The sequence below is a fragment of the Streptomyces sp. SLBN-118 genome (assembly GCF_006715635.1).
GTDB lineage: Bacteria > Actinomycetota > Actinomycetes > Streptomycetales > Streptomycetaceae > Streptomyces.
In genome coordinates this window covers 2,315,899-2,329,855 of sequence record NZ_VFNP01000002.1, presented here as the reverse complement: position 1 = coordinate 2,329,855, position 13,957 = coordinate 2,315,899, and the positions used below count along the sequence as shown (strand labels likewise).

Below are 13,957 nucleotides of genomic sequence, written 5' to 3'. Positions count from 1 at the left end.
TCTGTTGGCGGTCGGTGGCCGCAGCGTCGGTGGCGCTGCTCCCGCTCTTTGCGTGTGGCGGCCGGGCCGGTGGCCGCGGTGACGTTCGCCGACGAACGCCTGCATGACGACGACCTCGTCTGCGCGGCCCGCACCGGGGCCGCGGGGTAGAGCAAAGCCTCACCCCGCGTGTCACCGGTGTCGCAGGCCCGCCGGACGCGGAGCCCGTACGAGCACGGGCTCACACACGAGGTGCGCGCAGACCGGTCAGGACAAGGCCCACTGCCTGCTCGGCCCACTCGGGGCGGCCGCCGCGTCCTGCCATGTAATCGGCGTAGAAGGGACCGAGGAGCGCGGAGACGGCAGCCTCCAGGTCGGAGCCCTGCCGGATCTCACCCCGGTGTTCGGCCCGTTCAAGTACCTGGCGCAGCAGGGCCCGGCGGGGCAGTACGGTCCGTTCGCGCAGCAGGACGAGCAGGTCGGGGGTGTGGGCCTCCTCGGCCAGGCAGGTGCCGATGAGGGCCATGCCGCGCACCTGTTCCACGGTCGCTGCGAAGTCCTGAAGGATCGCCACGAGGTCCGCTCGTGTCTCCCCGCAGGCGGGCGGGGCGTCGGCCATGCGCATGGCCTCCAGAGCCGCGGTGAGCAGGTCCGCCTTCGTCTTCCAGCGCAGGTGGATGGTGGACTTGCTGACCTGGGCGGCCGCGGCGACCTGGCTCAGGCTCATACGGGTGTAGCCGTGGGTCGCCAACAACTCCAGGGCTGCGCCGAGAATTGCCGCGTCCTTCTCCGCGGAGCGCGGCCGCCCCGCGCCTTTCGTCGTGTTCGTTTCGCGCATTGTCGCAGGATAATGGCTTACCGTACCGAGTGGTTCGGTCCGGCTATCCCTTCGCCGGTGATCAGAACGTCTTGCCGTCCATGACGGTGGCCATGGGTGCGAGCACCGGGGCGATGGCCTCGGTGCCGACGGGGACGTCGAAGGAAACGATGTGCAGAGCGGTCATGGCGGGCGTTTCCTCGGAAGGGCTGATAGCGGGACGTCGTGGACGGAGGGGCGTCCGCGTGCCGGGGTTCGGCGGATACCCCCGGCGCACAGCCGCCCGGCTCGAGGTCAGGCGCCGGTGCGGGCGCCCTGGATGTGGAAGTTGAAGTCGGTGTGGCCGAGCGAGCCCCACAGGCGGAGCCAGATCGGCAGCAGCATCTCGGTGCCGCGGGCGGTGGTGATGTCGCCGAGGTCGATCACGCTCTCCCGAGGCCAGCCGAACTCCGCGAGGAACTCGGTGGCGAGCTTCTTGGCACCGGTGTCGTCGCCGGAGACGAAGACGTTGTGCTCTCCGGCGACCCGGGACGGCTCCACCATGACCGCGGCGTTCAGGGTGTTGAGCGTCTTGACGACCTTCGTCCCGGGGAAGGCGCGCTGGATCCGCTCGCCGAGGCTGTCGGTGTTGACCGGGTTCAGCGAGGGCGGCATGCCCTGGGAGAAGTCCAGCGGGTTGGCGATGTCGATCAGGAGCTTGCCCGCCAGGTTGTCGGCGCCTGCGGTCTCGAGGGCCTGGAGCGAGACGGCTCCGGCGGTGGTGTTCACCAGTGCCTCACCGAAGGCCGCGGCGTCCGCGAAGGACAGCAGCCGCACCTGCGTGTGCTGCGCAAGCCACTGGGCGATCGGCGGGTTGCCGTAGGCGTCGGGTTCGGTGCGGGCGAGGGTGGCCTGCGGGTCTCGGGTGCCGATGACGACCTCGTGGCCGAGGGAGGCGAGCTTGCCGGCGATCGTCTGTCCGACGATGCCGGTGCCGAGGACTGCGTAGCGCATGAGGGCGGCTTCCTTTCCGGGATTGAGTGCCGACGCGCGTCCTCCGCTCGGCACCCCTAAAAACTAAACCGAGTGGTTCGGTATTGCAAGCGGGAGGGTGGTGGCCAAGCGGAAGACGGAGAGGGACGACGGCCCCGTCACGGTGGGGCGGCCGCGCTGCCCGGGCAAACAGGCGGAGATGCTCGACGCGGCGCTGACGCTGCCGGCCGAACAGGGATTCACCCGGGTGACCCTCGGCCATGTCGCCCGTGCCGCGGGTGTGAGCAAGACGACCGTCCTCCTGCGGTGGTGGACGAAGGCCGACCTGGCCGCCGCGCCCTGACCGTGCCGCGTCCCTGGCGCGCCCGCAGGAGGGCGTCGACCGGGCGAATGACCCGCGCGCCGACGGGCCACGCTCCTCCACGACTTCGCCCAGGCACGCACCCAAGGGCACGGCATGGCCGTGCTGGGCGCCTGCCTGGTCGAGGAGTCCCATACACCGCGGCTTCTGCGCGGATGGCGCGAGCACGCGGTCCTGCCTCGCCGGGACGCCCGCGCGCGGTCCTCGAACGGGCCCGTGCGCAGGGCTGCGCGCCTTCGGGCGCCGATCCGGAGGCGCCGGCATCGGCGCTGCGCACCTGACCGGGCCGACTACCTCGCCGGACACGAAGCCTCGCCCGGCCGGGTGAGGAGCATCGTGGATGCCCTGTTCGGGCCGGGCGCGGGCTCGCGCGGGAGCTGAGCCGTCACTTCAGGTACGGCCCCTCCGTGCCGATCTGGCCGGGCGCCGGGCGGGAGGAATGGTTGTAGGCCACGTCCTGGTAGATCTTCATGCCCTTGGCGTGGGCGGCGTCGATCAGGTCCTGGTAGGAGGCGCCGGGCGGACTCCAGGCGGGGGTCGAACGACGATCGCGTGCTGCGGGTATGGCGGGCGCTGTCGCCCGTCATCCGGCCGGGCACACCGAAGCGATTCGACCCTGAACCGGGCAACCCGCCGATGCCGGTGGTGTACGCACCGCCGACCACCGCATCACGGCTCGCGACTGAGACTGTCACGTCGGGGTGATCCCTCTACGCAGTGGGAGCAAGGGCCAATACGTACGCTCGGGTTGCTTCCAGGCTGGAGGAACTTCTCGGCGGTGCCTTCGAGGAGGGCGGGCTTGGCAACGACCCCGTCGGGCGACAGTACCGTGTGCGAACTCGACGTACGCGACGGCTACTTCCGAATCTGCGACGGGACTCGGACTGGAGCAGCGAGGCCTGGGACACGCCAGTTACGTCGGCTCCCTGGGCAGGCAACTCGAAGCGTCCGGGAATGGTCAGGCTCCTGCTGCTCCGAATGCCTCGTGCGCCTCGTAGACACTGCCTCAGTCCGTGCCCAGACCTCACCCCGTAGAAACCATGACTCGGCGGCCGTACTATCGCCGCGGTGAGGACGGATACGCAGGGGACGGAGCGAGTGCTCGTCGCCGACGACGACGCGGCCATCCGGCGCTCCCTGGAACGCGGACTGCGGCTGCACGGGTTCTCGGTGGTCCTGGCGGCCGACGGCCGCGACGCGCTCGCCGCTGTGCGGGACAAGGAGCTGGACGTTGTGGTGCTGGATGTCTCGATGCCCGGGCTGAGCGGGATCGAGGTGTGCCGGACGCTGCGCGACGAGGGCGACGACGTCCCGGTGCTCATGCTCTCCGCCCTGGACCAGCTCGCCGACCGGGTGGCCGGTCTGCAGGCGGGCGGTGACGACTACCTGGTCAAGCCGTTCGCCCTGCAGGAGCTTGTGCTGCGGCTGCGCGCGTTGCTGAGGCGCAGGCCCCCGGCGGCCACCGACCAGGTGCGCGCCGGGGGGGTGGTGATCGACCCGGGGACCCGTGTGGCCCGGCTGGACGGCGCACCGCTGACGCTGACCCGGCGCGAGTTCGGCCTGCTGGAAGTGCTGGCGCGCAACGCGGGACTGGTGCTCACCCGCGACCAGTTGCTGGAGCGTGTGTGGGGGTACGACTTCGATGTGCGCACCGACGCGGTGGACACGTTCATCAGCTATCTCCGGCGCAAGCTGGAGGCCGGCAGCCGCCCTCGGATCCTGCACACCGTACGCGGCGTGGGTTTCGTCCTGCGCGACGACCGGGCGAACGGGGGCGGGTGATGAGGCTGTCCACCCGGGTGGCGCTGGTCGTCGGGACGCTCGTACCGCTGCTCGTCCTGGCGGGGGGTGCCGTGCTCCTGCGGATGGTCGCGAACGATCTGCACAAACAGCAGGACGCCCTGTTGCGTGAGCGTGCCTCGGCGGTGGTTCCCGAGGCAAGGGCACTCCTGCGCGCCGTGGCGAAGCACCGTCCGCAGGCTACCGAGCAGGCCCGGCAACGGCAGCTGTTCGACTCCGCGCTGGATGTCGGCATTCGCCTCACCGGCCCCGGTGGCACAGTGTCGGGAGGCCCGCAGCCGGATGCCTCCGTGCCGTTGCCCGCCGGCACACGCGTTCCGGTGACGGTGCGGGCGGACGGCGCCCGCTGGCGGGTGCTCTCAGTGTCGGTGACCGGGGCGGGGCCAGGGGGCCGCGGAACCCTGTGGCTGTTCTCACCGGACAGCGCAGCGAGGACCCAACTGGGCTTCGTACGACGGCGGGTGGCGGCCATCGCCCTGCTCACCGCCCTGGTGTCCGGCCTGCTGGCCTGGGTGGCTACCACCCGCGCCGCCCGTCCCCTGCGGCAGCTCCAGCAGCGCGCCTCCGGCCTCGATCCCCGGACCAGCGTCGCCCGCCTGGAGCACGTTCCGACCCGGGTCACCGAGGTCGACGATCTGGCCCACACCCTGCGGACCGTCCTCACGCGCTACGACGAGCAAGCCGCCCGTACGGCCGAGGCGTTGGCCACCGCACGTTCGTTCGCCGCGTCCGCCTCCCACGAACTGCGCAATCCGCTGATGAGCATGGGGACCAACCTGGACATCCTCATCGGGCACCCCCGACTTCCTGAGGCCGAACGGACCGAGGTGGTGGAGGATTTGCGGCAGGAGCACGGCCGGGTGCTCGGTCTGCTGGTCATGCTGCGTGCACTCGCCGAGGGAGATCTGGTGGAGGTGGACGCGTTCGGATCCGTGGACCTGGCCGAGGTGGTCGACGCAGCGGCCGCCGACGTGCGGCGGCTGCATCCGGGGGCGGCGGTGGTGGTGCGAGCCGATGGCAGCCTGCGAGTGCATGGCTGGGAGCCGGGGCTGCGCTCGGCGGTGGACAACCTCCTGGTCAACGCCCTCGTCCACGGCCGTACGGGCGGACGTGCGGCGGAGGTCGAGGTTTCCCTGCGCCGCGTCCACGACGAGGACGGTCCGACCGCCGTACTCACCGTGGACGACCGGGGTCCCGGGATTCCCGCCGCGGCGCGATCAGCGGTCTTCGAGCGTTTCCACCGACGTCCCGACAGTCCTGGATCCGGCCTGGGACTGACGCTGGTCGCCCAGCAGACCGCTCTGCATGGCGGCCGGATCACCGTCCAGGACCGGCACGACGGGCCCGGCACGCGGTTCGAGGTACGTCTTCCCCTCACTGGCACAGAGGATACGGCGACCGTGGTGCTGCCCCGGATGCGCCGGAACTGGCTCTCGGCGGACACCGCGGAGCCACAGAGTTCCCACAAAGGCCGCTCCTGGAGCTCCTAGCCCGGAGTGGCGACACGTCACAGCCGAGGGCAGAAGGAGAACCGCATGCCGCGCAGGACGACCACGGCGGTGGCTCTCGCCGCCCTCACCGTCTTGCTCGGGGCGACGGTCCCGCGGCCGCCGGCGGGGCGGATCCCCATGTCCGAGCAACGGACGAACCTCTTGACCCTCCTGGCCCCCAGCCGCCATGACCGGTCACAGAATTTTCACAATCATGGCTCCTAGCGTCCGCTCCTCACATGCCTTTACGCGGGGCAGGAAGGAGTCTCCATGGCTGAGCCATGTGCCGTGCACGACCAGCGGAGCGAAGGCCGGCGCGGTTACGGCGTACGGACGACGGTCACTTCCCCGGTCAGTGGGACGGAAGAGGCGGCGTCACTCCGGACACGGTCCATGCCTGAGGCCTCGGGCCCCGGTTGCGGGCCGCCGCCGGGGGCGGTGCGGTTCCGTATCCTTGGACCCCTGTCCGCCGATGCCGACGGCCGTGTGCTCCCACTCGGCCCCCACAAGCAGCAGCTTGTTCTCGCCATGCTGTTGTGCCGCCCCAACGCACTGGTGTCGGTCGACCTGCTGACCGAGGCGGTTTGGGACGACGAGCCGCCCAGAACCGCGCGCAAGAACCTCCAGGTGTACATCTCGGCGCTGCGCAAACTCCTGGCCGAAGCCGGGATGGGGGACCGCCTCGTCCACCGCGCGGGGGGCTACCTGCTCCAGTTGGCCGATGGCGACCTCGACTCCCTGGGGTTCCGGGCCCTGGTCCGGGCCGGGCGCGAAGCCACCGCCGGCGGTGACCTGGACTCGGCTGCCCGGCTGCTCCGGCAGGCAAGGGAGCTGTGGGCCGGACCTCCGCTGCCGGAACTCGGGAACTCCCGACCCGTCCAGGCGGAGGCCGACCGCCTGGTCAACCGCTACCTGGCGGTCTGCGAAGACTGGGCCGAGACCGAACTGGAGCTGGGCCACGCCTGCGAGGTCGCCGAGGCCGTCGCCGACCTGGTGGAGGAGCACCCCTTACGGGAGCGCCTGAGGGCCGCACAGATGACAGCCTTGCACCTCTCAGGGCGCCGCGCCGAGGCCCTGGCGGCCTATGACGGTCTACGGCAGCAGTTGTCGCGCGAGCTGGGTCTGTCGCCGAGCCCGGCGCTGGAGTCGCTCTACAACTCGATCCTGACCGATCGGCAAATACGCACCGTCCGTCCGCCCGGAACCGTGCCGGGCCGCCCCGGCCCGTCCGCGCACCCCGGGAGCTCCACCCTGCTGCCGCCGGACACGGCGGACTTCACCGGGCGCGGCATCCAGATACGGGAACTGCGCGAAGCCGTCACGAGCAGCACCCGAATCGCTGTCGTCGTCGGGCCGCCCGGTGCCGGGAAGACCGCACTCGCGGTCCATGTTGCGCACCGCCTGCACGACGAGTTCCCCGATGGCCAGGTGTTGGTACGGCTTCGGGGGGACGACGGCAGGCCCCGGTCCCTCGCGTCGTTGACTGCCGAACTGACCTCGTTCGCGGGCATGCAAGAGCAGATGACCGATGACCCCAGGCGCGCCGCCGCGCTGTGGCGTGCCTGGCTGGCGGCCAACAGGGCCCTGCTGGTCCTCGACGACGCCGCCGACGAGAACTGCGTCCGGTTGCTGGCGCCCGGCACCGGTCGCGGGTCGGTCGTCGTGACCGCGCGGACCCAGCTCGCCGGGCTCGCTCCCGTCGTGCGGGTGGAGGTGCCGCCGTACGCGATGGCGGAGGCACTGGAGCTGCTCGGTCGGATCATCGGCCTGGGCAGGATGCGATCCGATCCGGCCGCCGCCCAGCGGATCGTGGCAGCCTGCGGCATGCTGCCGCTCGCGGTCCGGGCCGCCGGCCTGAAACTGGCGGTGCTGCGCCATCTGCCGCTCAGCGAGTACGCGGCCCGGTTCTCCGACCCCGCGACCGCGCTGGACGAGCTCTCCGCGGGCGACATCGCCGTGCGGCGTCATGTCGCCGACCAGTGGCGGCATTTGGACGACTCGAGCCGCTCCGCCCTGCTCCGCCTCGGACCGCTGCCTCCGCTGTTCACCCTGCAGGAGGCGGCCTCGGCGCTCGGCTGTGCGGAGAGGGTGGCCCTGCGGACGATAGAGCGCCTGATCGAGGTGGGAGCGGTCGCTCCTCCCGCGGGCGAGATGACTGTGTCCGATGCGCTGTACGCCGTGTCGTACCTGACCCATCTCTACGTCAATGAGATGGCCGTCCGACCTGCGGGGGCGGAGCAGGTGCAGACGGTGCCTTCCGGAACAGCCTGACCCGGATGTGCGGCGCGTGACGCACGCCGGTGAGCGGGGCGAAGGGGCGCCTCCTGCTCGAGTGCGGCCGAGGGGCCAAGTCGGCAGTCGGCGAACGCGGCCGCGAGTCCCCCTGCTCGAAGAGCCCGGGGGTTGGGGTGCGCCCTGCTCGAAGCCCGAGGGGGCGCGCCAAGCACCGCAGCCCCCGGATGACGCGGAGACACGGTCTGGTCCTGGGCCGGTGTGGTGACCGGCCCAGGAGTGCCTCCCGGCGACGGCTCCCGCCCAGCTCAGTGCGCAGGCGCGGCCGTCGCTCTGCCGGGAAGGCAGGGCAGGGCGACGGGGGCGGAACCGCTCGCCGCACGGAGGGCGAGTAGCACACCTGCTGTTCCGGTCGCCACGTCCATCGACAACCGGTAGAGCTGGTCGCCGGGGAAGGCGACGCCGCCGCGGTAGGGAATGGCGTGCCAGGCCAGTTGGCGGATGTGGCGGGTGAGTGCGGCGGCCGCGCCCTGGTCCTCGGGGTGTTGTGCCAGGAGGGTCATCAGCCCCGCCCTGCCGGACCACAAACCGCTGAAGGTCACGAGCTGTCCCCGGGCGGCGCGCAGAATGCCCCGCAGGGCGGTGGCGAACTCCTCGTCGTACCTGTGCCGCAGATATTGCCCCAGGACCAGGCCCACGCCCGCGCTTCCCGGTTCGATGTAGGGCAGCAGTCGGCTGCCGTCCTGAAGGTTGACCGCACCTTCGTCGCTGGTGGCGCACCGCTGAAGGTCGGTGCGCAGGGCCTGCCGGGCGAGTTCCAGGCAGGCTGGGTCGTGGTCGGTCTCGTACAGCCGGAGGAAGAACGCGGCCGTCCCGGTGGGTCCGTGCATCAGTCCGGCCCGGGCTTTCTCCGGCGCGTGGGCTGCAAGCGCGCCGGCGAGCCGTTCGGCGATGGCTGCCAGTTCGTCGCGCAGACCGCCGTCGCCGGTGAGCGCCACGAAGTGATGCAGCGTCAGGCCGGCTCCGGCGAGCCCGCCGTGGAGTGACGCGGGGGTGTCCGGGCCGGTCGCGTCGATGGCCCGCCCGAGCACTTCCAGGGCGTGGTCGTCACGGCCGAGGGTGCCCAGGGCCAGCGCCGCTCCGTGGAGTCCGCTGTACAGGCCAGGTCGGGGGTCGGCGGCGCGTCGGACGGCCTGCCACAGCCACTCGGTGTGTTCCGGGTCCACCGGCTGTCCGGTGGTGGCCAGCGCGTACAGGACGCCGGCGGCGCCGTGGGCGAGGGTGTAGCCGCCGTCGTGCAGTCCGGCGGGGTCGCCGGGGAACAGCCGGTCCTCACGTTCGGGGGTGGCCGATGCCGTGATCGCCCTGGCCAGGGCCGAGCGGAGTTCCTCGGTCGAGGATCCGGTGAACAGCCCGGCTGCCGAGGGAGCTTTGGGCTCCGGCCGGTCGGGCCTGCGCAGACCGGCCCGGACACGGCTGACGTAGGCGGGCGGCACGGGGTACAGCCCGGCGATGGTGTCGGCGAACTCGTCCACCTTGTCCGGAGCCAGGTCGAGCAGGACGGTCAGTGGCAGGAAGAGCGTCAGCCTGATGCTGTCCAGCGCGTACCGGTCCCGGGCGAAGCCCTCGACGGCATGGGGTGCGACGAAGCCCGGGCACTGAAGCGCGGGACGGGGATCGACGTCCGGACGGTGGGCGGCCTCGAAGTCGACCAGGCGGACGCGGCCGTCGGGCTGCACGAGCACATTGGAGGGGTGCAGGTCGCCGAAGACGAGACCGCGTTCGTGCAGGGCGTCGACGGCACGCTGCAGCTGGTCGACGATGTCCAGGACCTTACCGGTGTACCGGGCGATGTCGGCCGCCTGCGGGTCGGGTCTGACCAACGGGTTGTTGCGGGCGGTGAACTGGCGGAGCGTCTCGCCCTCGATGTACTCCTCGACGAGGAACTCGTGCTCCCACGCCGTGAACTCGTCGAGGAGCGCCGGGACGAACTCCAGGCCGGACAGGTCCTTCAGGACCTGCGCCTCCTTGCGCAGCCGGGCCACCGCGTCGACCCCGGAACCGTCCAGACCGGCCAGCTGCCGGGCCTCTCGCAGTACCACCGGGTCTCCGGTGTCCCTGTCACGGGCCAGGTAGATACCGCCGCCGTTGGAGAAGTGCAGCGCGCGCTCGACTGGGTAAGGAAGGCGGCAGTCCCGGTCGGCCTCCTCGTCGGCACGCAGCTGCCGAGTGATGACCTCCGGCGGGGTGAGCCACTCGGGGACGCGGAAGACGGGGTCGCGCCGGTCAGGGACGAGAGTGCCATCCGGCTCGGCCACGGCCAGCACGCGTTCGCCGGTCTTCTGCGTGCACCAGAGCTCCCGGAAACCGCCGTACCGCAGATAGAGCGGTCCCTCGCGCCAGCGCAGGTCGCCGAGGATGTACGGACCCGGCTGCCCGGCAAGCAGCGGGTCCAGCTCCTCCAGGGTCCGGGTCAGGGCCCCGTCGTCCGTCGGGTAGAGGGTCATCAGCTTGCCGCTGCTGCCGCGACGGGCGTACTTGCTGTTGGTGATCAGATGGATCCGGCGGTTCGGCAGGAACTTGTACGCGACACCGGCCCCGGTGCAGTAGGCGCTGACGACGTCGATGACCTCGGCGGCGTTCCCGGGCGCCGCCGACACGTGGATCTTCCAGCCTTGGTCGGGCATGCGGAGGTCCTCGGGCCTCAGATACACCCAGGCCCTGCTCTCCTCACGGCGCCAGCCGGCCGGGGCCGTCCGGTCGGCGGCCGTGTACCTCTGCTCGTCGGGGGGATCGGCGGGGTGGTCGTAGAAATGCGGATCGGCATCGGCGTAGCGATGGTTGTCGTGCGCCACGGCGTCCTCTCGGGTCAGGGGTGCGTCTCGGGCTGGACACGCACCGGGTGGGGTTCGGGTACCGAGGTCTCCCGCAGGTCGGGGATCCGCCGCAGGCCCTTGCTCGCGGAGCTGAAGACCGCGAGGAGAGCAAGTACGGCCCCGTAGAGCAGGAGCACCGTGTCGGCCGGGAGCCGGTCGAGCAGCGCCCCCGCGGTGAGTGGGCCGAAGGGGACGATCAGCGCGGGGATGAGGTCGCATGCTGTCTGCACCCGTCCCTGAAGGTGCTCCGGGATCGAGCGCAGGCGGGCGGCGGAGATCACCACGTTGGCGGCCGGCGCCGTGAGACCGCACAGTCCGATGATCAGGCCGGTGAACGCGACGTTTCCGCTGAGCGGCAGAAGGGGGACCAGGCCGGCCGTGGTCCACCCGATGACAAGCACCAGGGCGCGCGGGGAGAACACCCGGCCCGCCCAGGCGGCGCACAGCGATCCGACCAGGTTGCCAACGCCCGATATCGCGATGATCGCGCCGTTGTGGAAGGCCGACCCGTCGTCGCCGGCGGCGCCCTGGGCGATCAGCACCAGAAAGATGCCGTGGAAGGCGAAGTTCACCACGGCCGCGTTGACCAGGGTGTAGCCCAGGAAGGCGCTGCGCCGTACCTCGTGGACCCCGGTCGTCAGATCACGCAGAAAGTGCGGAGTGGCCGCCGTACGGGAGGGATCCGGACCCCGGGCCGGGAGGCGGACCGTCGCGACGCAGGCGGCCGAGGCGAGGTAGGAGAGCCCGTCGACGATGAACGGGAGGACTGGTGTGACGGTGTAGAGCGCCGCGCCGACCAGCGGTCCGGCCAGGGTCACGGTGGCGGCGCGCGCCTGGCTGTACGAGAGCGCGCCGGCGAGCTGGGATGGCGGTACGACGCCCCGCAGCGCGGCGGATGCGGCCGGACCGAAGGGTGCGCCGAGCACGCTGTTGAGGACGGCGAGCAGGACGGCGAGCGGCAGTGAGACCTGGTGCGACAGCACGGCCAGGGCGAAGAGCCCGAACGCGCAGGCGCGCCCCAGATCGCAGCACAGCAGCAGCTTCTTGTGGGAGATCCGGTCCACGAGCACCCCGGCGGGCAGTCCCAGGAACACGGACGAGCCGATCTCCACGAAGGTCACGATGCCGAAGTCGGTGACTGAGTGGGTGGCTGCCAGCAGGACCAGCGGGAGGGCGATGAATGTGGCCTGGGAGCCGAAGGCGGACAGCGCGTGGGCCGCCCACAGGCGCCGGTAGTCACGGTTCCGGTGGAGGGGGAGAGGCGGACTGCCGTTCACGGTGTCCTTCCGGGGCTGCGGGAGCGGTAAGGATGTGGCCGGCACCGGGGGATGCCGGCCACTGGTCACGTCAGACCGGCTTGTTGGTCTGGTTCTCGCAGGTGACGCTGGCGAGGCTCCAGCCGGCGGGCTCGCTGCCCCCGGGCTCACGGACGGGCAGGTTCTGCAGCTCCAGGACGGAGCCGTGGGCCTCGACCTCGGGGGTGTGCTCGGTCGGTCGGGTGGTGGGCTCGGCGTTGTCGGTCACGGTGATCTCCTCGTGTCGGGAAGGGGGACGTAACGGTCCGCGGCCGGCACCCGGGGGATGCCGGCCGCGTCGGCTCAGACCTGGGCCTTGGTGTTGCCGCAGTCGATGCTGGCGGTGCTCCAGTCGGCCAGCTCGCTGCCCTCGGGCTCACGGACGGACAGGTTCTGCAGCTCCAGGACGGAGCCGTGTGCCTCGACCTCGGGGGTGTGCTCGGTCGGTCGGGTGGTGGGCTCGGCGTTGTCGGTCACGGTGATCTCCTCGTGTCGGGAAGGGACTGGGGCGGGTGGCATCCGGCGCCGCCGCACGGCGCCTCGCGCGGCCGGGCGAGGGATCCCGCCCGGCGGATGCCGGACGCGTCAGGTCAGACCTGGGCCTTGGTGTTCTGGCAGCTGATGCTGTAGGTGCTCCACTCGGCCAGCTCGCCGCCCTCGGGCTCACGGACGGACAGGTTCTGCAGCTCCAGGACGGAGCCGTGCGCCTCGACCTCGGGGGCGTCCTCGGTCGGTCGGGCGGTGTACTCGGCGTTGTCGGTCACGGTGATCTCCTCACATGGGGAATCGGGATGTACACGCTCGGCGCGGACAGCTCAGGTCACGAGCAGAGCCGACCGGCGCCGAGGTACCGGACGGCACTCGAGCGGCCCGGCGAACTGGAAGCTATGCGGGGGGAGTTCGATACGGTCCGAGCAGCGGTATGGGAACGGTGTTCCGGCAACTCAGCGGAAGGGCGCAGCCGCGCGGCAACACCCGATCACCTCCCCGTCGGCCGGCGCGGAGAGCGGGCCGCCCCGCGCGAGCAGCGGACATGCCGGTTGTGAACCGCCGTCCGACCGGATCCGAACCCGCCTGCACGGACACTGTGGGTCGCCCTGGCCCGCGCGCCCGCGCGGCGTACCGGGGGAGCGGCTCATCCCGCCGGGCGCCGGCCTCCGGGGTGAGCAACGTGGGGCCCACGGCTGCGCGAACGGCCCTGTCGTCCGCGCGGGGAGAAAGGAAGCAGCACGATGACGACCGCCGCAACCGTGCCGGCCAGCGGGCTGACCTGGAGCCTGCGGGGCAAACGCCCCGAGGACATACAGGTGATGGCGAACGGCGAGCCCGCGCCGTCCGTGGAGCCCGACGACGGCACCGGGCAGGGGACACGTGTCTGCCTGCTCGACTCCGGTGTGGAAGGCGACCACCCTCTGGTCGGGCAGGTCGAGGGCTCCTGGGCCGTCGTGAAGGACGGCACCGGTGTCCGGGTTCGCGAGACCGACACGGGCGACACCTCCGGCCACGGCACGGCCTGCGCGGGCATCATCCGCCGGATCGCACCGGGCTGCGAGCTGCACAGCGTCCGCGTTCTGGACGAACGGTCCGCCGGCACCGGCGAGATCCTGCTCGCCGGGCTGCGCTGGGCCGTGCGACAGGGCTTCGACGTGGTGAACCTCAGCTTGTCCACCACCAGGACACGGTTCGCCGAGGAACTCCACGCGCTGGCCGACGAGGCGTACTTCAACCGCACGGTGATCGTCGCCTCGGCGCACAACACCCCGGTGGAGAGTTTCCCCTGGCGGTTCGCATCGGTCCTGTCGGTCGGCAGTCACCACGAGGACGATCCCGACCTCTACCTGTACAACCCCCGCCCCCCGGTGGAGTTCTTCGCCCCCGGGCAAAACGTCGAGGTCGCCTGGCTCGGCGGCACGACCGTGCGCGCGACCGGCAACAGCTTCGCGTCGCCGTTCATCGCCGGGCTGTGCGCCAGGATCCTGTCCAGATACCCCCGCATGACGCCCTTTCAGCTGAAGAGCGCGCTCTATCTCTCCGCGGCCAACGTCCGGATCCATCAGGCCGACGAAGGCACCGGTTCGCAGGTCTGACCGCCGGTCGAGGCCGTGAACGGTGCCGGGCGGACACCGACCGCCATG

Annotated in this window: 13 protein-coding genes; 5 read left to right on the top strand and 8 right to left on the bottom strand. The window is 71.4% G+C overall.

All coding sequences use genetic code 11. The features are described 5' to 3' along the window. Positions 1-220 precede the first annotated feature (220 nt). Entirely contained in the window at positions 221-817 is a 597-nt protein-coding gene (locus tag FBY35_RS29105) for a TetR/AcrR family transcriptional regulator (RefSeq protein ID WP_142216934.1), read from the bottom strand. Positions 818-1,090: 273 nt separating this feature from the next. Then, positions 1,091-1,789, bottom strand: coding sequence for an NADPH-dependent F420 reductase (locus FBY35_RS29100; RefSeq protein ID WP_142216933.1), 699 nt, complete (start codon positions 1,787-1,789; stop codon positions 1,091-1,093). 100 nt (positions 1,790-1,889) lie between these two features. Between FBY35_RS29100 and FBY35_RS36680 the strand changes: the two genes are divergently transcribed. From FBY35_RS36680 to FBY35_RS29080, 3 genes are all read left to right on the top strand, one after another. Next, positions 1,890-2,111 (top strand): helix-turn-helix domain-containing protein, encoded by a 222-nt coding sequence (locus tag FBY35_RS36680; RefSeq protein WP_222123165.1) that lies wholly within the window; start codon positions 1,890-1,892, stop codon positions 2,109-2,111. A 1,086-nt stretch (positions 2,112-3,197) separates the two neighbouring features. Then, a complete protein-coding gene (locus FBY35_RS29085) occupies positions 3,198-3,911 on the top strand; it encodes a response regulator transcription factor (protein ID WP_142216932.1) in 714 nt (237 codons plus the stop codon). Beyond that, positions 3,911-5,419 (top strand): sensor histidine kinase KdpD, encoded by a 1,509-nt coding sequence (locus FBY35_RS29080; RefSeq protein WP_142216931.1) that lies wholly within the window; start codon positions 3,911-3,913, stop codon positions 5,417-5,419. Before FBY35_RS29085 ends, FBY35_RS29080 begins: the two co-directional genes overlap by 1 nt. A 17-nt stretch (positions 5,420-5,436) precedes the next feature. Here the strand turns inward: FBY35_RS29080 and FBY35_RS37515 are convergent, their stop codons facing one another. Beyond that, positions 5,437-5,559 (bottom strand): hypothetical protein, encoded by a 123-nt coding sequence (locus FBY35_RS37515; RefSeq protein ID WP_260848850.1) that lies wholly within the window; start codon positions 5,557-5,559, stop codon positions 5,437-5,439. Between the two features lie 130 nt (positions 5,560-5,689). Between FBY35_RS37515 and FBY35_RS29075 the strand changes: the two genes are divergently transcribed. Beyond that, the gene (locus FBY35_RS29075; protein ID WP_260848849.1) at positions 5,690-7,690 is read left to right on the top strand and encodes a BTAD domain-containing putative transcriptional regulator; all 2,001 of its coding nucleotides are present in this window, start codon (positions 5,690-5,692) and stop codon (positions 7,688-7,690) included. A gap of 269 nt (positions 7,691-7,959) precedes the next feature. Here FBY35_RS29075 and lanKC read toward each other — a convergent pair whose 3' ends face one another. The 5 genes from lanKC to FBY35_RS36240 all read right to left on the bottom strand — a co-directional run bounded on the left by lanKC (position 7,960) and on the right by FBY35_RS36240 (position 12,586). Then, complete coding sequence (lanKC, locus tag FBY35_RS29070; RefSeq protein ID WP_160159343.1) at positions 7,960-10,506, bottom strand: class III lanthionine synthetase LanKC; 2,547 nt, start codon at positions 10,504-10,506, stop codon at positions 7,960-7,962. 14 nt (positions 10,507-10,520) lie between these two features. Further along, positions 10,521-11,804, bottom strand: coding sequence for an MFS transporter (locus FBY35_RS29065; RefSeq protein WP_160159342.1), 1,284 nt, complete (start codon positions 11,802-11,804; stop codon positions 10,521-10,523). A 70-nt stretch (positions 11,805-11,874) separates the two neighbouring features. After that, on the bottom strand, positions 11,875-12,051 hold the full coding sequence (locus FBY35_RS36250; RefSeq protein ID WP_160159341.1) for a hypothetical protein: 177 nt from the start codon (positions 12,049-12,051) through the stop codon (positions 11,875-11,877). A 74-nt stretch (positions 12,052-12,125) separates the two neighbouring features. Continuing rightward, positions 12,126-12,299, bottom strand: a complete 174-nt coding sequence (locus FBY35_RS36245) for a hypothetical protein (protein WP_160159340.1) — start codon at positions 12,297-12,299, stop codon at positions 12,126-12,128. 113 nt (positions 12,300-12,412) lie between these two features. Further along, positions 12,413-12,586, bottom strand: coding sequence for a hypothetical protein (locus FBY35_RS36240; RefSeq protein ID WP_160159339.1), 174 nt, complete (start codon positions 12,584-12,586; stop codon positions 12,413-12,415). Between the two features lie 468 nt (positions 12,587-13,054). Between FBY35_RS36240 and FBY35_RS29060 the strand changes: the two genes are divergently transcribed. Beyond that, positions 13,055-13,909 (top strand): S8 family serine peptidase, encoded by an 855-nt coding sequence (locus FBY35_RS29060; RefSeq protein ID WP_142216928.1) that lies wholly within the window; start codon positions 13,055-13,057, stop codon positions 13,907-13,909. Positions 13,910-13,957: the final 48 nt, after the last annotated feature.